Source organism: Pseudomonas sp. A-RE-22, from assembly GCF_019956035.1.
Lineage (GTDB): Bacteria > Pseudomonadota > Gammaproteobacteria > Pseudomonadales > Pseudomonadaceae > Aquipseudomonas > Aquipseudomonas brassicacearum.
The window spans coordinates 1-19,586 of record NZ_JAHBCZ010000077.1; the positions used below are offsets into that span (position 1 = coordinate 1).

Annotated in this window: 17 protein-coding genes; 9 read left to right on the forward strand and 8 right to left on the reverse strand. The window is 61.6% G+C overall.

Features of this window, described 5'->3' with window-relative positions:
- Both KGA89_RS27425 and KGA89_RS27430 read left to right on the forward strand, forming a co-directional pair.
- Nucleotides 1–603, forward strand: a 603-nt coding sequence (locus tag KGA89_RS27425) for an HAD family phosphatase (protein ID WP_223473027.1), incomplete at its 5' end; no start/stop codon positions are given.
- 109 nt (nucleotides 604–712) lie between these two features.
- Entirely contained in the window at nucleotides 713–976 is a 264-nt protein-coding gene (locus tag KGA89_RS27430; protein WP_223473028.1) for a DUF4404 family protein, read from the forward strand.
- Between the two features lie 186 nt (nucleotides 977–1,162).
- Here KGA89_RS27430 and queF read toward each other — a convergent pair whose 3' ends face one another.
- Both queF and KGA89_RS27440 read right to left on the reverse strand, forming a co-directional pair.
- Entirely contained in the window at nucleotides 1,163–1,993 is an 831-nt protein-coding gene (gene queF, locus KGA89_RS27435) for an NADPH-dependent 7-cyano-7-deazaguanine reductase QueF (protein ID WP_013692631.1), read from the reverse strand.
- A gap of 61 nt (nucleotides 1,994–2,054) precedes the next feature.
- Nucleotides 2,055–2,600 (reverse strand): plastocyanin/azurin family copper-binding protein, encoded by a 546-nt coding sequence (locus KGA89_RS27440; RefSeq protein ID WP_027912665.1) that lies wholly within the window; start codon nucleotides 2,598–2,600, stop codon nucleotides 2,055–2,057.
- A gap of 157 nt (nucleotides 2,601–2,757) precedes the next feature.
- Here KGA89_RS27440 and KGA89_RS27445 point away from each other — a divergent pair, with 157 nt between their 5' ends.
- A complete protein-coding gene (locus KGA89_RS27445; RefSeq protein ID WP_003199682.1) occupies nucleotides 2,758–3,438 on the forward strand; it encodes a heavy metal response regulator transcription factor in 681 nt (226 codons plus the stop codon).
- The gene (locus KGA89_RS27450; protein WP_003199681.1) at nucleotides 3,435–4,784 is read left to right on the forward strand and encodes a heavy metal sensor histidine kinase; all 1,350 of its coding nucleotides are present in this window, start codon (nucleotides 3,435–3,437) and stop codon (nucleotides 4,782–4,784) included. The genes KGA89_RS27445 and KGA89_RS27450 overlap by 4 nt, the downstream gene beginning before the upstream one ends.
- A 167-nt stretch (nucleotides 4,785–4,951) precedes the next feature.
- On the opposite strand, the gene KGA89_RS27455 is transcribed toward KGA89_RS27450, so the two are convergent.
- The 3 genes from KGA89_RS27455 to KGA89_RS27465 all read right to left on the reverse strand — a co-directional run bounded on the left by KGA89_RS27455 (nucleotide 4,952) and on the right by KGA89_RS27465 (nucleotide 8,201).
- Nucleotides 4,952–6,196 carry a lipoprotein-releasing ABC transporter permease subunit gene (locus tag KGA89_RS27455; protein WP_003199679.1) on the reverse strand — a complete coding sequence of 415 codons (1,245 nt, stop codon included), beginning with the start codon at nucleotides 6,194–6,196 and terminating at the stop codon, nucleotides 4,952–4,954.
- A gap of 63 nt (nucleotides 6,197–6,259) precedes the next feature.
- Nucleotides 6,260–6,943, reverse strand: coding sequence for a lipoprotein-releasing ABC transporter ATP-binding protein LolD (lolD, locus tag KGA89_RS27460; protein WP_162843734.1), 684 nt, complete (start codon nucleotides 6,941–6,943; stop codon nucleotides 6,260–6,262).
- A 7-nt stretch (nucleotides 6,944–6,950) separates the two neighbouring features.
- Nucleotides 6,951–8,201, reverse strand: a complete 1,251-nt coding sequence (locus tag KGA89_RS27465; RefSeq protein WP_003199675.1) for a lipoprotein-releasing ABC transporter permease subunit — start codon at nucleotides 8,199–8,201, stop codon at nucleotides 6,951–6,953.
- Nucleotides 8,202–8,295: 94 nt separating this feature from the next.
- Here KGA89_RS27465 and KGA89_RS27470 point away from each other — a divergent pair, with 94 nt between their 5' ends.
- Entirely contained in the window at nucleotides 8,296–8,892 is a 597-nt protein-coding gene (locus tag KGA89_RS27470; RefSeq protein WP_003199673.1) for a PilZ domain-containing protein, read from the forward strand.
- Nucleotides 8,889–9,611 (forward strand): glycerophosphodiester phosphodiesterase, encoded by a 723-nt coding sequence (locus KGA89_RS27475; protein ID WP_003199672.1) that lies wholly within the window; start codon nucleotides 8,889–8,891, stop codon nucleotides 9,609–9,611. Before KGA89_RS27470 ends, KGA89_RS27475 begins: the two co-directional genes overlap by 4 nt.
- A gap of 42 nt (nucleotides 9,612–9,653) precedes the next feature.
- On the opposite strand, the gene sthA is transcribed toward KGA89_RS27475, so the two are convergent.
- Both sthA and KGA89_RS27485 read right to left on the reverse strand, forming a co-directional pair.
- Nucleotides 9,654–11,048 (reverse strand): Si-specific NAD(P)(+) transhydrogenase, encoded by a 1,395-nt coding sequence (gene sthA / locus KGA89_RS27480; RefSeq protein ID WP_003183399.1) that lies wholly within the window; start codon nucleotides 11,046–11,048, stop codon nucleotides 9,654–9,656.
- 211 nt (nucleotides 11,049–11,259) lie between these two features.
- Nucleotides 11,260–12,249, reverse strand: a complete 990-nt coding sequence (locus tag KGA89_RS27485) for an FAD:protein FMN transferase (protein ID WP_223473029.1) — start codon at nucleotides 12,247–12,249, stop codon at nucleotides 11,260–11,262.
- Between the two features lie 269 nt (nucleotides 12,250–12,518).
- Between KGA89_RS27485 and KGA89_RS27490 the strand changes: the two genes are divergently transcribed.
- Nucleotides 12,519–13,817, forward strand: coding sequence for an MFS transporter (locus KGA89_RS27490; RefSeq protein ID WP_013692626.1), 1,299 nt, complete (start codon nucleotides 12,519–12,521; stop codon nucleotides 13,815–13,817).
- Between the two features lie 108 nt (nucleotides 13,818–13,925).
- Here the strand turns inward: KGA89_RS27490 and KGA89_RS27495 are convergent, their stop codons facing one another.
- Nucleotides 13,926–15,389: a glyceraldehyde-3-phosphate dehydrogenase gene (locus KGA89_RS27495; protein WP_223473030.1), complete on the reverse strand. Its 1,464-nt coding sequence runs from the start codon at nucleotides 15,387–15,389 to the stop codon at nucleotides 13,926–13,928.
- A gap of 168 nt (nucleotides 15,390–15,557) precedes the next feature.
- Here KGA89_RS27495 and mfd point away from each other — a divergent pair, with 168 nt between their 5' ends.
- Both mfd and KGA89_RS27505 read left to right on the forward strand, forming a co-directional pair.
- Nucleotides 15,558–19,007, forward strand: coding sequence for a transcription-repair coupling factor (gene mfd / locus KGA89_RS27500; protein WP_223473031.1), 3,450 nt, complete (start codon nucleotides 15,558–15,560; stop codon nucleotides 19,005–19,007).
- Between the two features lie 10 nt (nucleotides 19,008–19,017).
- The gene (locus KGA89_RS27505) at nucleotides 19,018–19,584 is read left to right on the forward strand and encodes a CsiV family protein (protein WP_223473032.1); all 567 of its coding nucleotides are present in this window, start codon (nucleotides 19,018–19,020) and stop codon (nucleotides 19,582–19,584) included.
- The last annotated feature ends 2 nt before the right edge of the window (nucleotides 19,585–19,586 follow it).

Below are 19,586 nucleotides of genomic sequence, written 5' to 3' on the forward strand. Positions count from 1 at the left end.
CTGCCCCTCCCCGCCCCCAGCCTGACCGCGGTACTGTTTGGCCTGAGCGGATGTCTGGTGGACTTCGGCGCGCGCATCCGTCAGCCAGGGGCAGCGCCGGATGAGCATGCACAGCCAACACTTGGCGCCCTGGAGAGCTTGCACCACTTGCAGCTCCAGGAAATCCCCTGCGCCTGGCTCGACGAATTGCCACCTGCCGTCAGCCATGCCCTGGCGGCTTCATTGCCGACATGGATCGAACCGCCGCAACTTCCTGCAACAAATAATCCTTGGCCGGCGCCACATGCCTGCTGGCAGGCGCTGATGGCGTTGAACGTCCAGCAATTGGACGGTTGCGTGTTGGTCAGTGGCGAACCCCGGTTGTTGCAGTCAGGGCTCAACGCCGGTTTGTGGACCATCGGCCTGGCGTCCTGCGGCTCGCTGTGTGGCCTGACGCCTGACGAATGGCAGGCGCTGAGCCAACAGGAACGGGAAACCAAGCGCGCCAAGGCCACCGTGCAATTGTTCGGCCTGGGGGTGCATTCGGTGATCGATCACCTGGGCGAACTCGACACCTGCCTGGCGGACATCAGCCTGCGCCGACTCAAAGGCGAGAAGCCATGACCGGGATCATGCAGGGAACACGAGGGTAGATTACTCTTAAGGTAGGCCATGGACTTTTGACCCGGCGTCGCGGTCCATGGCAGTGCCTATCAATAAAGGGAGTACGCCAATGCCTGCCCGCGAATTGCAAGAACAGCTCAACAAACTGCGCGAGCAATTGGACCAGAATCCACCGCTTTCCGAAATCGAGCGCAATGACCTGCACGCGCTGATGCAAAAGATCGAACTTGAGCTTGAGTTGGAAACCAAAGCACCGGACAACAACCTCGCCGACAATGTGAACCTGGCTGTCGAGCGCTTCGAGGTGGAACACCCTACCCTTGCCGGGACCTTGCGCAACATCGTGCAAGCCTTGGGCAATATGGGGATCTGAACCCTTTAAATGCAAAAAGCCCTGCTATCGCTAGCGGGGCTTTTTAGTTTCACGACCTGCAATGCAATCCCTGTGGGAGCGAGCTTGCTCGCGATAGTCGGTGTGTCAGCTGACATCAATGTCGAATGTACCGGACTCATCGCGAGCAAGCTCGCTCCCACAAGAGCTCACTTTCACAAGGAACGTTTATTGGCGGACCAGGCGATGGTTTGGCAGTTGAACGTCTTCAGTACTGCGATACGGGTTGATATCCAACCCGCCCCGACGCACATACCGCGCGTACACCGTCAGTTTTTCCGGCTTGAGCAAGCGCTGCAGGTCGAGAAAGATCCGCTCCACGCATTGCTCATGGAAATCCGAATGCTGGCGGAAGCTGACGATGTAGGCCAGCAGGCTGGCCGGGTCCAGGGCCGCGCCGCGATATTCCACCGCTACGCTGCCCCAGTCTGGCTGGCTGGTCACCGGACAGTTGGACTTGAGCAGATGGCTGTGCAGGCTTTGCTCGACGATGCGCGAAGCATCGCAACGCAGCAGCTCCGGACGCGGGTGCGCGTAAGAGTCGACGCTGATGTCCAGATCATCGATGCACGTACCGGGCAATGCCACGATGCCTTCACGCTCCACATCCTTGAGGCTGCGGATCCGCACGCCCACTGCTTTGCCGGCAGCCGCCGACAGGTCCTGGCGCAGGGTCGCTTCCAGGCTCGCGGTATCGGCAAACGGGGTCTGGTTCAAGGAGTTGAGGTACAGCTTGAAGGATTTGGATTCGATGATATTCGGCGAATCCGCCGGAATCGCGAATTCACCGATGGCCACCACCGGCTTGCCGGACGGCAACAGCCAGGACAGCTCGAAACAGTTCCAGAAATCCACGCCTTTGTACGGCAGGGTCTCGGCCGTCAGGCCCAGTTCCGCCCATTTCGCCGTGCGCGGGATCGGGAACAGCAATGACGGCGTGTACGTGGCGATGTATTCGCTGGATTTGCCCAGCGGCGAATGTTCGGCTGCGGGATGCATGACGGAAACCTGACTGAAGAATCAGCCGATTCTATCAGCCTTTGCCGCAGCCTTTGAGTGCTTACTGACTGACTGTCAGGTCGCCCTTCATCCCGGCCTGGTAATGACCGGGGACGTTGCAGGCAAATTCCAGCCGGGTAGCCTTGCCAAAAGCCCAGGTCAGCTCGGCGGACTTGCCCGGCTCAACCAGCACGCTGTTAGCGTCGTCGTGGCCCATCATGCCGTCTTTACCACTGTGCCCCATCGAGGCCGGATTCATCGAGGCATGGTCCATTCCCGGCTTCATCCCGGTGGGTGTCAACATGCCGCTCTGTTGCATCTTGAGCATTTCCTGCTGGTGCTGGGCATGCATCGCGGCGTTACCGAGGTTGAATTCGTGCAACAACTGGCCTTTATTAATCAATACAAACCGCACCGTCTCGCCCGCCTTGATATCCAGCGTGCCAGGATTGAACGACATGTCCCCCATCACCACCTCGATGGTGCGACTGGCCTTGGCCGCCGGTGCGGGCTGGCCGAAATCAAAGTGCGCACCGGGAGATGCCCACAACGAGGTACTCAATACCAACGCAGAGGCGGCCAGGATCAGACGGTTTACCATCAACATGTTCATACTCCGACAAGGTAAGGTTCAACTTGCCCAAGACTCTAGATCGGTGCGGCTGCCAATTGACTGACAGTTGCATTACAACTCTGTCAGGTTGTGCCACGACCCCGGCCGCCGCGGTATAACGCCCACGTTCAAACCATGCCCTGAGCTGCCCATGAAATTGCTGATCGTCGAAGACCAAACCAAAACCGGCCAATACCTGCGCCAGGGCCTGGGCGAAGCCGGGTTCAACGCCGATCTGGTGGCCGATGGCATCACCGGCCAGCAATTGGCCTTGAGCGGTGAATACGCCTTGCTGATCCTCGACGTGATGTTGCCCGGCCGCGATGGTTGGCAGATCCTGCAAGCCGTCCGTGGCGCCGGGCTGGATACACCGGTGCTGTTTCTCACCGCGCGGGATGCGGTACAGGATCGCGTACACGGCCTGGAGCTGGGCGCCGATGATTACCTGGTCAAGCCCTTTGCTTTTTCCGAGTTGCTGGCACGGGTGCGCAGCCTGTTGCGTCGAGGCAGTTCGACACAGCAGGAAACCAGCCTGCAACTGGCCGACTTGCGCCTGGACCTGATCCGCCGTCGCGTCGAACGCAGCGGTCGGCGCATCGACCTCACCGCCAAGGAATTCGCCTTGCTGGAAATGCTTCTGCGCCGCCAGGGCGAAGTGCTGCCCAAATCGCTGATCGCGTCCCAGGTCTGGGACATGAATTTCGACAGCGACACAAACGTCATCGAAGTCGCGATACGACGCCTGCGAATCAAGATTGACGATGACTTCCCCAGCAAACTGATCCATACCGTGCGGGGCATGGGCTATGTGCTTGAAGAGCGCAGCCTGTGAGGCGGTGGTCACTGAGCAGCCGCCTGGCGCTGCTGTTCGCCGCCTGCACTGCCGTGGTGTCATTGTTTGCCGGGGTGTTGTTCAGCCGTGGCAGCGAGGCGCATTTCATCGAGCTGGACCAGCAACTGCTCGAAGGCAAGCTGATCGGCCTGCGCCGGGCCCTGCAAGATCTCGACGCCGAGCAGACCCAGGCCCGCCTGGAGGATGAACTGAGCCGTCAGGCCGACCTGGCGCTGCGCATCAAGGGCAGCGATGGTGTGCGCTGGTACGACAGCTCGATCCGGATTCCCGCTCAATTGCCAGAGCGGCCCGGCCTGTCGACCCTCAACGATGCCGACACCGATTACCGGGTGTTGAATGCGCCGTTGTATCCCGATCGAGCCGACTCGCCGCAACTGACCCTGCTGCTGGACATCACCCATCACCAGCACTTCCTGCAACGCATGCAGCGCTTGATCTGGCTGACCGTCGGTCTTTCGGCCCTGGCCACTGCCCTGCTCGGCGCCTGGGCCGCCCGACGGGCCTTGCGCCCCTTGCGGCGCATGGGCGCCATTGCCGGCAGTGTCTCGGCCCGCTCACTCAACGCCCGACTGCCGGAAGAGCAAATGCCCGCCGAACTGGCGGAATTGGCCCACAGCATCAACGCCATGCTCGGACGCCTCGACGATGCATTTCAGCGACTCTCTGCGTTCTCTGCCGACATTGCCCATGAATTGCGCACGCCGCTGTCGAACCTGCTGACCCACACCCAGGTCACCCTCACCCGCGAACGCCCCCTGGAGGATTACCGCGAGGCGTTGCACAGCAATCTCGAAGAACTGCAATGGATGGCGCAACTGGTCAACGACATGCTGTACCTGGCCAAGGCCGACCACGGCCTGCTGGCGCTCAATCGCGAACCGCTGCAATTGGCCGAGGAAGTGGACGTGCTGCTGGACTTCTTCGCGCCGCTGGCCGAAGACACCAACGTACGCCTGAGCCGCGAGGGCGATGGCCGCATCGAGGGTGACCGCAACATGTTGCGCCGGGCGCTTTCCAACCTGCTGGACAACGCGCTGCGCTTCACCCCCGCTGACGGCGAAGTGCGGGTGCGAATTGTCGATGAGGCTCAAGGGGTGAACATCAGCGTGGAAAACAGTGGCGAGGGGATTGCAGCGGACTTGCTGCCGCGCCTGTTCGACCGCTTCTACCGCGCCGACCCAGCCCGCCAGGAGGGCAGCAGCGAACACGCAGGGCTCGGACTGGCCATCACCCGCTCGATCATCCGCGCCCATGGCGGACAGATCCGCTGTGAATCGGCCGATGGCTGGACGCGGTTCCTGATCGAATTACCGAAGGGAGATTAAGCCCGACGCCCCCCCTGTGGCGAAGGAACATATCTGTGGGAGCAAGGCTTGCCCACGATGCCGGCGCCTTGTTTCTCCCGCAGACCGCGTCGTCTGCATCGCGGGCAAGCCTTGCTCCCACAACGGAATCTTCAGCAAGCCCTTCTGCCACGGAGGTCTGTGTCGTATCAGGAATACCTCAACGCCTGCGCCGGTTCGATCTTCGCCGCACGCCACGCCGGGTACACGGTGGCAAGGAAGCTCAGAATGAACCCGGCCGAGCAGATCAGCAGTACATCACCGCGCTGCAGCTCCGACGGCAGGTTGCTGACGAAATACACATCGGAACTGAAGATGTGCTGGCCACTGACCCGTTCCAGCCAGCCCACCAGCGCACTGACGTTCAGCGCCGCGATCACCCCCAGCACGCCGCCAATCAGCGTACCGACAACGCCAATCACCGTGCCCTGGACCATGAAGATCGCCATGATCTGCCGCGGCGTGGCGCCAATGGTGCGCAGGATCGCGATGTCCGCGCCTTTGTCGTTCACCACCATGATCAGGGTGGCGATGATGTTGAACGCCGCCACCGCGACGATCATCAGCAGCAGCAAGCCGATCATGGTTTTTTCCATTTTCATGGCACTGAACAGACTGCCCTGGGTGTGGGTCCAGTCGTCGGCCTTGTAGGCCGCGCCAAGACCGGTAGCAATGTCACCGGAGACCTTCGGCGCTGCGTACAAGTCCTTCACCGCCAGACGCACGCTTTGCACCTGGTTCGGCTGCCAATGCTGCATCTGTGCGGCATCGGCCAGGTGGATCAGCGCCATGGAGCCGTCCAGCTCGGCGCCCACCTTGAACACACCCACCACATTCAGCCGCTGCATCCGTGGGGTGATGCCGCCGGGGGCCGTGCTGACTTCCGGCACGATCAGGGTGATTTTGTCGCCGACATTCAGGCGAAAACGCCGGGCGGTGATTTCGCCGATCACCACACCAAACTCGCCCGGCTTCAAGGCATCGAGACGCCCCTGGACGATATGCTGGGCGACGATGGACACTTTGCCTTCCTGGGCCGGGTCGACGCCGCTGATCTGGATCGGCTGCATCGAGCCCTTATGGCTCAGCATCCCTTCCATCTCGGTAAACGGCACGGCGGCAGTCACTTCAGGGTTTTTCAATGCCGCGGCGGCCACCGGCTGCCAATCGTCGATCGGATTGACGCCGACGATAGTGGCGTGGGGCACCATGCCGAGGATGCGCGAGCTCATTTCGCGCTGGAAGCCGTTCATCACCGACAACACCACGATCATCGCCAGCACACCCAGGGCGAGGCCGATCATCGAGGTCATGGAGATGAACGAAACAAAGCGATTGCGGCGCTTGGCGCGGGTATAGCGCGTGCCGATAAAGATCGATAACGGTCTGAACATTCGCGGGGCACCGTATAAAAATAAAAGACCCGGCGTGTGTAGCAAACGCCGGGTTTCGGTCGGTCAGATGGGCGTCAGGCAACCTTCCTGCAAGTGCAGGACGCGGTCCATCTGCCGGGCCAGGTTCATGTCGTGGGTCACCACCAGGAACGCGGTGCGCATCGACGTGCTGAGCTCCAGCATCAAATCCTGGATGCCTTGGGCGGTGTGGGAGTCGAGGTTGCCGGTCGGCTCATCAAGCATCACCAGGCCAGGCTTGTTGACCAGGGCCCGGGCAATCGCCACGCGCTGGCGCTCACCACCGGACAATTCGGCCGGCTTGTGCTCCAGGCGATGCCCCAGCCCTACCCGCTCCAGCAACGCCGTGGCACGCTGGCGGGCCTCAGGAATCGCCGTGCGACCGATCAACAGCGGCATGCAGACGTTTTCCAGCGCGGTGAACTCGGGCAGCAAATGGTGGAATTGGTAGACGAAACCCAGGGAACGGTTACGCAACAGGCCACGGGCCTTCTCGTTCAGTGCCGAAAGTTCTTCGCCAGCCAGCCAGACACTGCCGGCAGTCGGCGTATCCAGGCCGCCCAGCAGGTTGAGCAAGGTACTTTTGCCCGACCCGGAGGTGCCGACAATCGCCACGCGCTCGCCAGGATGCAACTCCAGTTGCAGGCCCGACAACACCACCACCGACTCCGGACCTTCCTCGTAGGATTTGCCCAGGTTGCGGCAGCTCAAGATTGCTTTTTCACTCATGCCCGACTCACTCATAACGTAACGCCTCCGCAGGCTGGGTGCGCGCGGCACGCCAGGCAGGATACAGGGTGGCGAGGAAACTCAGGACCAACGCGGCGCCGCAGACCATCAACACGTCATCGGCCTGCAATTGCGATGGCAGGTAGTCGATGAAGTACACGTCGGCGTTGAGAAACTTGTGCCCGATCAGGCCTTCGAGGGCGGCAATCGCGGCACTGACGTTCAGCGCGGCGAACATCCCGACCAGAGCGCCGACGAACGTACCGATCACGCCGATGACCGTGCCCTGGACCATGAAGATCCGCATGATCTGCCCCGGCGTGGCACCGAGGGTGCGCAGGATGGCGATGTCGCCCTTCTTGTCGTTCACCACCATCACCAGCGTGGAGATGATGTTGAACGCCGCCACGGCGACGATCAGCAACAGCAGCAGGCCGATCATGGCTTTTTCCATGCGGATCGCCTGGTACAGGTTGCCGTGGGTACGGGTCCAGTCCCGGGCGTAGTAACGGTCTTCGCCGAGCTGCTGGGCGATGGTCCACGCAACGCGCGGTGCCTGGAACAGATCGTCGAACTTCAGCCGCAGGCCCTGGACCTGGTCCGGCTTCCAGCGATGCAGGCGCGCCAGGTCCTGGAGATTGGTGACGCCCAGGTAACCATCCAGCTCGCCGGCGCCGACATGGAAAATGCCGACCACGGTAAAGCGTTTCATGCGCGGGAACATGCCGCCCGGGGTCACGGTGACCTCCGGGGCGACGAAGGTCAGCTTGTCGCCGATGGCCACGCCGAGCTTGGCCGCGGCCTTGTCGCCGATGACGATGCCGAAACTGCCTGGCGCCAGGTCATCGAGTTTTCCCTGTTGCATGAAGTTGTCGATGATCGACACCTGCCGCTCGAGCCCAGGATCGATGCCATTGAGCAAGACCTTGGACACCTTGCCGTCATTGGTCAGCAGCCCCTGCATCTGGGTGAACGGCGCAACGGCCAGCACCTGCGGGTTCTGCTTGACCTTGGCGGCCAGGCTCGGCCAATCGCTGATGGCTTCGCCGGATTCGAGGGTCGCGTGGGGCACCATGCCCAGCACGCGGGTGCGCATCTCATGGTCGAAGCCGTTCATCACCGAGAGCACGACGATCATCACGACCACGCCAAGGGCCAGCCCGATGATGGACGTCAGGGAAATGAACGATACGAAATGATTGCGACGCTTTGCACGGGTATAACGCGTGCCGATAAATACGAAGAGAGGTCTGAACATGTCGGGGCTTGTTCGGAGGGAAAAGGAACGTCCTTGTGGCGGGGGTCACAAACCAGCTTTACACTCAGACCACCGCCGCTACCATGGGTTCGCCATGTCGACATTAGATGAAGAAGATCGCCGCGAATACTACCGTATCGAGGACACGATCGCACTGGAAATTCGGCCCCTGTCCATTCCTGAAGCTGCTGATCAGGAAGTGTTGCAGGATGCTTCTCCACTGTTCAATCTGCTCAGTGAATTGCACCTGAGCGAATTCGAGTCACAGCACCTGCTGCGCCAGATCAGCGAGCGCGAACGCAGCATCGCGGCATACCTCAAGGCAATGAACAAACGCATCGACCTGCTCAGCCAGGTCATTGCCCTGACGGTGCTCGGCGAAATCGGCGAGCCGCAGCCGGTGATCATTTCCGAAGGCGGCATCGACTTCCAACACCCCACGCCGATCGCGGTCGGCACCCACCTGTCGATCAAACTGGTGCTGATGCCGCAAGCCCTCGGCTTGTTGCTGCGGGCACGGGTCACCCACTGCGACCCCAAGGGCGACGGCTTCGACGTCGGCACCGAGTTTGAACGCCCGACCGACGCCCAGCGCCAGTTGCTGGCCCGCTATATCCTGCAGAAACAGGCGCAAGAGCGTCGCCTGGCCCGGGAACAGAACGACTCAGGTATCAATAAGGAAGAACCGTGACCCTCATTTATGGCCACCGCGGCGCCAAGGGCGAAGCACCGGAAAACACCCTGACCGGCTTTCAGGAGTGCCTCAAGCACGGCGTACGCCGTTGCGAGCTGGACCTGCACCTTTCGATGGACGGCGAGTTGATGGTGATCCACGACCCGACCCTCAAGCGCACCACCGATCGCCGGGGCAAGGTGGTGGAGCATACCGCCGCCGAGCTGGTGACCTACGATGCGCGCAAGGGTGGCCCGGGCTGGATCAAGCCGTGCCCGATCCCACGCTTGGAGGAGCTGTTCGAGAAGTGTGATTTCGAGCACTGGCAACTGGAGGTCAAGAGCGCCTCGCGCACCCGCGCCGCCGCCACGGTGCTGGGCATCCGCGAAATGGCCCAGCGTTTCGGGCTGCTGGACAAAATCACCATCACGTCCAGCTCCCGGGAAGTGCTCAAGGCAGCCTTGGACCTGACCCCGGACATCTCCCGCGGACTGGTGGCCGAATACGCCTGGCTCGACCCGTTGAAGGTCGCCCAGAGTTACGGCTGCGAGATTCTGGCGCTGAACTGGACCCTGTGCACGCCGGAACGCCTGATCAAGGCGCAGCGCCAGGGGCTGCATGTGTCGGTGTGGACCGTCAACGAGCCCGCGCTGATGCGCAGGCTCGCCGACTTTGGCGCTGACAGCCTGATTACAGACTTTCCCGGTTTGGCCACTGCCACCCTCGAGAATTGCTGAAATCGGTCTCCCCGGCCGGCTCAGGCCACCGGCCGGAGCCGCTCAAAAAAGCCGGTTGAGCCCGTCATAGGCCGCTACCCGATAGGCTTCGGCCATGGTCGGGTAGTTGAACGTGGTGTTGACGAAGTACTTCAACGTGTTCAATTCGCCCGGCTGGTTCATGATCGCCTGGCCGATATGCACGATCTCCGAGGCCTGGTAGCCGAAGCAGTGCACGCCCAGCACTTCCAGGGTCTCGCGGTGGAACAGGATCTTCAGCATGCCTTGCGGCTCGCCGGCGATCTGCGCCCGCGCCATGCTCTTGAAGAACGCCTTGCCCACTTCGTACGGCACCTTGGCCTGGGTCAGCTCCTGCTCGTTCTTGCCGATCGAGCTGATCTCCGGAATGGTGTAGATGCCGGTCGGTACGTCGTTGACGAAGCGCCAGCTGCCGTTGTCGACAATGCTGCCGGCGGCCGAACGGCCCTGGTCGTGAGCGGCACTGGCCAGGCTCGGCCAACCAATCACGTCACCGGCACCGTAGATGTTCGGCACGCACGTGCGGTAGTTCTCGTCGACTTCGATCTGGCCGCGGCTGTTGACCTTCACGCCGATGTTTTCCAGGCCCAGGGTGTCGGTGTTGCCGGTACGACCGTTGCACCAGAGCAAGGCATCGGCCTTGATCTTCTTGCCGGACTTGAGGTGCAGGATCACGCCATTGTCGACGCCTTCGACGCGGTCGTAGTCTTCGTTGTGGCGCACGGTGATGTTGTTGTTGCTGAAGTGATAGCTCAGGGCCTGGGAGATTTCCGAGTCCAGGAAGCTCAGCAACTGGCCGCGGTTATCCACCAGCTCCACCAGCACACCCAGGCCGCTGAAGATCGAGGCGTATTCGCAACCGATCACGCCGGCGCCGTAGACGATGAGCTTACGCGGGGTGTGACCCAGGCTCAGGATGGTGTCGCTATCGTAGATACGTGCGTGGTTGAAATCGATGTCGGCCGGGCGATACGGGCGCGAACCGGTGGCGATGATGATGTGCTTGGCCACCAGCTTCTCGACCACGCCATTGCCGCAGACCACTTCAACCGTCTGCTCATCGGCAAAGCTGCCGGTGCCGAAGAACACATCAACGCGATTACGCGCGTAGTAGCCGGTGCGCGAGGCCACCTGCTTGGAGATCACCTTCTCGGCGCTCTTGAGCACGTCCGGGAAGGAGAACCAGCGCGGTTCGCCGATGGCCCGGAACATCGGGTTGGTGTTGAACTGCATGATCTGCCGGACCGAGTGACGCAAGGCCTTGGACGGGATGGTACCCAAGTGGGTGCAGTTGCCGCCGACCTGCCGACGGCTGTCGACCATCGCCACCTTGCGCCCTGCCTTGGCCGCGTTCATTGCCGCGCCTTCCCCCGCCGGGCCGGAGCCCAGTACCACCACGTCGTAGTTGTAGACAGCCATGCGTACTCCTCAGAACAGGCCGCTGTGCCTCACTTGGCACCGACGGCTAAATCATGCCGGCCTGCGGCATGAAGGAACAATTTGGGGCCGGTTCACGAGCCCGGCCACAGTCTATAGAAGCGTCAACGCCGCGCACATTACCCCTTGGTCGCGTCGTAGGCTAGTTTTGCCTGTGCTATTTCGCCACAGGTAACCTTTCAGGGCGCTGTCATCATTGGGTTTTTCCGCTGCTGATCCGTTCAAATGCATCGTTGGTACGGGAGACAAAACGATTGCCATCGCGCAACACGAAAAATACCCCGATGCCATGTTTCTGGGCATAGTCCCAACCCCGTTCAGGACCGAGAATCAGCAACAGCGTCGATAGTCCATCGGCCATCAACGCCGAAGGATGAATAACCGTGACTGACGCCAGGTTGTGTAGGACCGGCGCACCAGTACGTGCATCAAAGGTGTGGGAATAACGCCTGCCGCCCTGTTCGAAATATTTACGGTAGTCGCCCGAGGTCGAAACCCCGTAGCCGTCGACCTCGATGACACGCTCGGCCACTTGCCGGTCGTCCCGAGGCTCCTCCAGGGCAATGCGCCAGGCCGAACCATCGGGCTTGTGCCCCGCGGCCTTGAGTTCGCCGGTGGCTTCGGCCAGGTAACTGTCGATCCCCAGGGCCAGGAGCCTGGCGGCGATGCGGTCGACGGCATAGCCTGCGGCGATACTGTTGAAGTCGACTTCCACCGCAGCGTCCTTGCACAACCGATCACCCTCGATGCGCAAATGACCATGGCCGACGCGCTGGCGCACCAGGGCCAAAGCTTCTGCGGTCGGCACTTTCTCTTCCCGGGACTGGGGACCGAAGCCCCACTGGTTCAGCAGCGGCTCCACGGTCAGGTCGAAGGAGCCGTCGCTTTGAACCGACAACTGCTCACCCACGCGGACCAACTCCAGGACCGGGCCAGGCATGACCTGACAGCTGTTGGCCGGCAGCGCGTTGAAACGCTCGATGTCCGAGTCGCTGCGATAGGTCGAGAGTTGCCGATCCACTTCGGCGAGGATGCTTTCCACTTCGGCCTGCACCGTTTTCACAGCGGGCCCGGCGGAATGTCTGACGTACTGAATGGAATAGTGACTGCCCATGGTCGGGCCGTCGAAGCGTTCCAGGGTGTCGCCGTTGCCGCAACCCGACAACACGCCGGCCAGCACCATAAGCCCAATCCATCGTCCAGTTAACAAATCTTCATCTCCCCTCAAAACCGCGCCGGCCATTATGAACTCCAGCGCACGCAAAAACTGTGGGAGCCAATGGAGCCCTGTGGGAGCAAAGCTTGCTCGCGATGCAGACGATACGGTTTAGCTGCAAGACCGCGTCATCGTTCATCGCGAGCAAGCTTTGCTCCCACAGGCTCCAAGGCACCAAGGCTCCCACAGGGGACGCAGCGCTTCCATACAAGATTTGCCAGAGTGAGTACCTACACATGTCTTCCCAAACGAGCAACGGCAAGGCGATTTTTCGCGTTGTCAGCGGCAACTTCCTGGAGATGTTCGACTTCATGGTCTATGGCTTCTACGCCACGGCCATCGCCAAGACGTTCTTCCCCGCCGACAGTGCGTTCGCCTCGCTGATGCTGTCCCTGGCCACGTTTGGTGCCGGGTTCCTGATGCGTCCCCTCGGAGCGATTTTTCTCGGTGCCTACATCGACCGCCACGGCCGCCGCAAAGGCTTGATCATCACCCTGGCGCTGATGGCCATGGGCACCATACTGATCGCCTGCGTGCCGGGCTACGCCACCCTGGGCGTGGCGGCCCCCTTGCTGGTGCTGCTGGGCCGATTGCTGCAAGGTTTCTCCGCGGGCGTGGAACTGGGCGGCGTGTCGGTTTACCTGGCGGAAATTTCCACGCCGGGGCGCAAGGGTTTCTTTGTCAGTTGGCAATCCGCCAGCCAACAGGCGGCCGTGGTGTTTGCCGGCCTGCTGGGGGTGGGTCTCAATCACTGGCTGAGCCCCCAGGAAATGGGCGAATGGGGCTGGCGCGTACCGTTCCTGGTGGGGTGCATGATTGTGCCGGCCATATTCGTTATTCGTCGCTCACTGGAAGAAACACCTGAGTTCCAAGCGAGAAAACATCGTCCCAGCCTGTCGGAAATTGTCCGCTCCATCGGTCAGAACTTCGGCATTGTCTTGGCTGGCATGGCACTGGTGGTGATGACCACCGTGTCGTTCTACCTGATCACCGCCTACACACCGACCTTCGGCAAGGCCGAGCTGAACCTGTCGGACCTGGATGCACTGCTGGTCACGGTGTGCATCGGCTTGTCGAATTTTTTCTGGCTGCCCGTGATGGGGGCGTTTTCCGACAAGATCGGACGTAAACCCCTGCTGCTCGGTGCGACTGTCCTGGCGATCCTCACCGCCTATCCGGCGCTGTCCTGGTTGGTGGCGAACCCCAGCTTCAGCCATTTGCTGATCGTCGAGCTGTGGTTGTCGTTCCTGTATGGATCGTACAACGGTGCAATGGTCGTGGCCTTGACGGAAATCATGCCGGTCGAGGTGCGCACCACCGGTTTCTCCCTGGCCTACAGCCTGGCGACAGCGACGTTCGGCGGGTTTACCCCGGCGGCTTGTACGTATCTGATTCATGTATTGGATAACAAGGCCGCGCCGGGGATATGGCTCAGTGGTGCGGCGGTGCTGGGGTTGATTGCGACTCTGGTGCTGTTCAAGGGCAATCGGCATGCACTGCGGACTGCACAAGCTTCAGTCGTCGGCGGCGCCTGACACATCGCTATCGCGAGCAGGCTCGCGAAGAGGCCGGCCCAGCCAACACAAACCTTCAGATACAAAAACGCCCCGACAAATCGGGGCGTTTTCACAAGCGGCTAAGGCTTAGCGCGGGAATGCTGGCGGGTTTACACCGGCCATGTCTTCCATCACGCGAACCACCTGGCAGCTGTAACCGAATTCGTTGTCGTACCAGACGTACAGAACAACGCGGTTGTCTTGGCTGATGGTGGCTTCAGCATCCACGACACCGGCGTGGCGCGAGCCCACGAAGTCAGTGGACACCACTTCCTGGGAATTGACGAAGTCGATCTGCTTGTGCAGATCGGAGTGCAGCGCCATGTAGCGCAGGTACTCGTTCATCTCTTCACGGGTGGCGGCTTTCTCAAGGTTCAGGTTGAGAATGGCCATCGACACGTTCGGCGTCGGCACACGGATCGCGTTGCCGGTCAGCTTGCCAGCCAGCTCAGGCAGGGCCTTGGCAGCGGCGGTGGCAGCACCGGTCTCGGTGAGGACCATGTTCAGCGCGGCGCTGCGGCCACGGCGGTCGCCCTTGTGGAAGTTGTCGATCAGGTTCTGGTCGTTGGTGTACGAGTGGACCGTTTCGACGTGACCGTTGACGATGCCGAACTTGTCGTTCACTGCCTTGAGCACCGGCACGATGGCGTTGGTGGTGCAAGAAGCAGCGGAGATGATCTTGTCGTCAGCGGTGATTTCGCCGTGGTTGATGCCGTGAACGATGTTCTTCAGCTTGCCCTTGCCAGGCGCAGTCAGCACGACGCGGTCGATGCCCGGGCAGGTCAGGTGCTGGCCCAGGCCATCGGCATCACGCCATACGCCGGTGTTGTCCACCAGCAGTGCGTCCTTGATGCCGTACTGGGTGTAGTCGACCTCGGTCGGGTTCTTCGCGTAGATCACCTGGATCAGGTTACCGTTGGCCAGGATGGTGTTGTTTTCTTCATCGATGATGATGGTGCCGTTGAACGAACCGTGGACCGAATCACGACGCAGCAGGCTGGCGCGCTTGGTCAGGTCGTTCTCGGCGCCCTTGCGCACCACGATGGCCCGCAGGCGCAGGCCGTCGCCGCCACCGGTTTTTTCGATCAGGATACGCGCCAGCAGACGGCCGATACGACCGAAGCCGTACAGGACCACGTCAGTGCCTTTGCGAGGCGAAGCGTTCTGCTGGCCAACCACATCGGCCATCTCTTCACGAACGAACTGCTCGGCGCTACGGCCATTGCCTTCGCTGCGGAACTTGAACGCCAACTTGCCCAGATCCACCGAAGCCGCGCCGAGCTTGAGCTCGCTCATGGCTTTGAGCAGGGGGAATGTTTCGTGGACGGAGAGTTCGCTGTCGTCGGAAGAACGGTGGCGAGCAAAGCGGTGGGCTTTGAGGATCGCGATGACAGACTGGTTGATCAGGCTGCGGCCATAGATCGAGCTCACCACGTTGTTATTGCGGTAGAGCTGACCGATGAGAGGGATCATCGCTTCTGCGAGAGCTTCACGATCAATCCATTCACCAAGACACTGGTCGGGCTTCTGAGTCACGGTAACCTTCCACATGTAGGGGCTGAAAAAAGGGGCTACATTATGCCGCCGAGTCCTCGGCGGAGCAATGCGCGCCTGTCGCACCGTGGTTTTCCTGTCTGCCTGGGTAGTCTGCGACTGACAGCAGGCCCCTTCCCCCGCTACAATTGTCGACTTTGTCGCAACGCTGGAGCTCAACCTTCCGTGCCCGTTCTGCGTCTTCCGCTTCTCCCTGCCGCGGCAGGTAAACAGCACTGGGGCAACCTGCCCGGTGCCGCCCTGAGCCTGGCCATCGCCGAGGCTGCCAGCGCTGCAAAGCGCTTCACCCTGCTGCTGACCGCCGACAGCCAAAGCGCCGAGCGGCTGGAACAGGAGCTGAGTTTCTTCGCCCCGGATTTGCCGGTCTTGCATTTCCCGGACTGGGAAACCCTGCCCTACGATCTGTTTTCACCACACCAGGACATCATTTCCCAGCGAATCGCCAGCCTTTACCGGCTGCCGGAACTCAGTCATGGCGTTTTGGTAGTGCCGATCACCACGGCCCTACATCGCCTGGCACCGACCCAATTCCTGCTTGGCAGCAGCCTGGTGCTGGACATCGGCCAGAAGCTCGATGTCGAGCAAATGCGCACGCGCCTTGAGGCCAGTGGCTATCGCTGCGTCGACACGGTGTACGAGCACGGCGAGTTCGCGGTTCGCGGTGCCTTGATCGACCTGTTCCCGATGGGCAGCAAACTGCCTTATCGCATCGACCTGTTCGATGACGAAATCGAGACCCTGCGCACCTTCGACCCGGAAAACCAGCGGTCCATCGACAAAGTGCAGTCGATCCGCCTGTTGCCGGCCAAGGAGTTCCCGCTGCAGAAAGATGCCGTAACCCGCTTCAAGGCGCGCTTTCGCGAGCGCTTCGATGTGGATTTCCGGCGCTGCCCGATCTTCCAGGACCTGAGCAGCGGGATCACCCCCGCCGGCATCGAGTATTACCTGCCGCTGTTTTTCGAAGAAACCTCCACCCTGTTCGATTACCTGCCCCAGGACACCCAGGTGTTTTCCCTGCCGGGCATCGAGCAGGCCGCGGAAAACTTCTGGAACGACGTGCGCAACCGCTACGAAGAGCGTCGCGTCGATCCTTCCCGGCCTCTATTGCCGCCGGCCGAACTGTTCCTGCCGGTGGAAGACTGTTTTGCCCGCCTCAAGAGCTGGCCGCGGGTGGTGGCGAGCCAGCAGGACGTGGAAACCGGCGTCGGCCGTGAACGTTTCCCGGCCAAGGCATTGCCGGACCTGGCCATCGAAGCCAAGGCCACGCAACCTTTGGCGGCGCTGGCCGGATTTCTCGATGCATTCCCCGGTCGCGTGTTGTTCACCGCCGAATCCGCGGGTCGTCGCGAAGTGCTGTTGGAGCTGCTTGAGCGCCTGAAGCTGCGACCAAAGACGGTGGACAGCTGGCCGGACTTCGTCGCCGGCAAGGATCGCCTGGCGATTACCATCGCGCCGTTGAACGACGGCCTGGTCCTGGACGATCCGGCCCTGGCACTGGTCGCCGAAAGTCCTTTGTTCGGCCAGCGCGTCATGCAGCGCCGCCGTCGCGAGAAACGCGCCGACGCCGCCAACGACGCCGTCATCAAGAACCTCACCGAACTGCGCGAAGGCGCACCCGTGGTGCACATCGACCACGGCGTGGGCCGCTACCTGGGCCTGGCGACACTGGAAATCGACAACCAGGCCGCCGAGTTCCTGACCCTGGAATACGCCGAAGGCGCCAAGCTCTACGTGCCGGTGGCAAACCTGCACCTGATCGCCCGCTACACCGGCAGCGACGACGCCCTGGCCCCGCTGCATCGCCTGGGCTCGGAAACCTGGCAGAAAGCCAAGCGCAAGGCGGCCGAACAGGTGCGCGACGTGGCCGCCGAGCTGCTGGACATCTACGCCCGCCGCGCGGCCCGCGAGGGCTATGCCTTCGCCGATCCGAAAGCCGACTACGAAACCTTCAGCGCCGGTTTTCCGTTCGAAGAAACCGTCGACCAGCAGACCACCATCGAAGCCGTGCGCGCCGACATGCTCGCGCCCAAACCCATGGACCGACTGGTGTGTGGCGATGTGGGCTTCGGCAAGACCGAAGTGGCGATGCGCGCCGCGTTCATTGCCGTGCACGGTGGCAAGCAGGTGGCGATCCTGGTGCCGACCACCCTGCTCGCCCAGCAGCACTACAACAGTTTCCGCGACCGCTTTGCCGACTGGCCGGTGACCGTGGAAGTGATGAGCCGTTTCAAATCCACCAAGGAAGTGAACGCCGCCGTGGCCGACCTGGCCGAGGGCAAGATCGACATCGTCATCGGCACGCACAAGCTGCTGCAGGACGACGTGAAGTTCAAGAGCCTGGGGCTGGTGATCATCGACGAAGAGCACCGCTTTGGCGTGCGCCAGAAAGAACAGCTCAAGGCCCTGCGCAGCGAAGTCGACATCCTGACCCTGACCGCCACGCCGATCCCGCGCACGCTGAACATGGCGGTGTCGGGCATGCGCGACCTGTCGATCATCGCCACGCCGCCGGCCCGGCGCCTGTCGGTGCGCACCTTTGTCATGGAGCAGAACAAAAGCACGGTCAAGGAAGCCTTGCTGCGTGAGTTGCTGCGTGGCGGCCAGGTCTATTACCTGCACAACGACGTGAAGACCATCGAGAAATGCGCCGCCGACCTGGCCGAACTGGTGCCGGAAGCGCGGATCGGCATCGGCCATGGGCAAATGCGCGAGCGTGAACTCGAACAGGTGATGAGCGACTTCTACCACAAGCGCTTCAACGTGCTGATCGCCTCGACCATCATCGAGACCGGCATCGACGTGCCGAGCGCCAACACCATCATCATCGAGCGCGCCGACAAATTCGGCCTGGCCCAGTTGCACCAGTTGCGCGGCCGGGTCGGTCGTAGCCACCACCAGGCCTATGCCTACCTGTTGACGCCACCGCGCCAGCAAATCACCCCGGATGCGGAAAAGCGCCTGGAAGCCATCGCCAATACCCAGGACCTTGGCGCCGGCTTCGTGCTGGCCACCAACGACCTGGAAATCCGCGGTGCCGGCGAATTGCTCGGCGACGGCCAGAGCGGCCAGATCCAGGCCGTCGGCTTCACCCTGTACATGGAAATGCTCGAGCGCGCGGTCAAGTCGATCCGCAAGGGCGAACAGCCGAACCTCGATCAACCCCTGGGCGGCGGGCCGGAAATCAACCTGCGGGTGCCGGCACTGATCCCGGAAGACTACCTGCCGGATGTTCACGCACGGCTGATCCTCTACAAACGCATCGCCTCGGCCAGCGACGAGGAAGGCCTCAAGGACTTGCAAGTTGAGATGATCGACCGCTTCGGCCTGCTGCCGGAACCGACCAAGAACCTGGTGCGTACCACGCAGCTCAAGCTCAAGGCCGAACAACTGGGCATCAAGAAAGTCGACGGCGGCCCCAACGGCGGCCGGATCGAGTTCGAGGCCCAGACCCCGGTCGATCCATTGGTGCTGATCAAGTTGATCCAGGGCCAGCCCAAACGCTACAAGTTCGAAGGTGCCACGATGTTCAAATTCATGGTGCCCATGGAGCGCGCGGAAGAGCGTTTCAATATCGTAGAAGCGCTGTTCGAGCGCCTCACTCCGACCACTGCTTGAAGGACGCCACATGCGCCTGTTTTGCTCACTGACCTTGTTGTTGACCCTGGTCGCTCCCCTGGCGTTTGCCGATGACCTGTATCAGGTTGAAATGATCCTGGTGCGCCAGAACGCCGAGCCGGCGATTGTCAGCCGTGCCGCACCGGAAGACTGGGACGCCGGCGCGCAACGCCTGGACGCGGATAGCCAGCGCACACCGGCCATGGGCAACATCGTCGAGAAACTCACCGCCAACGGCCAATACACGGTATTGATGCATAAGGCCTGGCAGCAGACCCTCGGTGAGCAGGGACGCAAAGTCGCCATCAGCGACGGTGCCGAACAGTTCGGGCAATTCCCCATCGAAGGCACCCTGGAACTGAAGCTGGGCCGTTTCACCGACGTGGATGCCGATTTCTGGATCAACCAGATCAACGCCAATGGCCTGGTCACCGCCAGCGAGCGCCTCAAGCAGCAGAGCCATACCAAGAATGGCCAACTGAACTTCCTCGACAACGGTCATCTTGGCCTGCTGATCAAGATCACCTCGTTGACCGCGCCCGCGCCACGGCAGGCACCTGAAGTCATTCCGGACTGATT

What these genes read in the sequence shown, in the direction of transcription:
- KGA89_RS27505 (WP_223473032.1), top strand. Translation starts at nt 19,018, where the DNA reads ATGCGCCTGTTTTGCTCACTGACCTTGTTGTTGACCCTGGTCGCTCCC.
- KGA89_RS27430 (WP_223473028.1), top strand. Translation starts at nt 713, where the DNA reads ATGCCTGCCCGCGAATTGCAAGAACAGCTCAACAAACTGCGCGAGCAA.
- KGA89_RS27495 (WP_223473030.1), bottom strand. Translation starts at nt 15,389, where the DNA reads ATGTGGAAGGTTACCGTGACTCAGAAGCCCGACCAGTGTCTTGGTGAA.
- KGA89_RS27445 (WP_003199682.1), top strand. Translation starts at nt 2,758, where the DNA reads ATGAAATTGCTGATCGTCGAAGACCAAACCAAAACCGGCCAATACCTG.
- KGA89_RS27490 (WP_013692626.1), top strand. Translation starts at nt 12,519, where the DNA reads ATGTCTTCCCAAACGAGCAACGGCAAGGCGATTTTTCGCGTTGTCAGC.
- sthA (WP_003183399.1), bottom strand. Translation starts at nt 11,048, where the DNA reads ATGGCTGTCTACAACTACGACGTGGTGGTACTGGGCTCCGGCCCGGCG.
- KGA89_RS27465 (WP_003199675.1), bottom strand. Translation starts at nt 8,201, where the DNA reads ATGTTCAGACCTCTCTTCGTATTTATCGGCACGCGTTATACCCGTGCA.
- queF (WP_013692631.1), bottom strand. Translation starts at nt 1,993, where the DNA reads ATGCATCCCGCAGCCGAACATTCGCCGCTGGGCAAATCCAGCGAATAC.
- lolD (WP_162843734.1), bottom strand. Translation starts at nt 6,943, where the DNA reads ATGAGTGAAAAAGCAATCTTGAGCTGCCGCAACCTGGGCAAATCCTAC.
- KGA89_RS27470 (WP_003199673.1), top strand. Translation starts at nt 8,296, where the DNA reads ATGTCGACATTAGATGAAGAAGATCGCCGCGAATACTACCGTATCGAG.
- KGA89_RS27455 (WP_003199679.1), bottom strand. Translation starts at nt 6,196, where the DNA reads ATGTTCAGACCGTTATCGATCTTTATCGGCACGCGCTATACCCGCGCC.
- KGA89_RS27440 (WP_027912665.1), bottom strand. Translation starts at nt 2,600, where the DNA reads ATGTTGATGGTAAACCGTCTGATCCTGGCCGCCTCTGCGTTGGTATTG.
- KGA89_RS27485 (WP_223473029.1), bottom strand. Translation starts at nt 12,249, where the DNA reads ATGGTGCTGGCCGGCGTGTTGTCGGGTTGCGGCAACGGCGACACCCTG.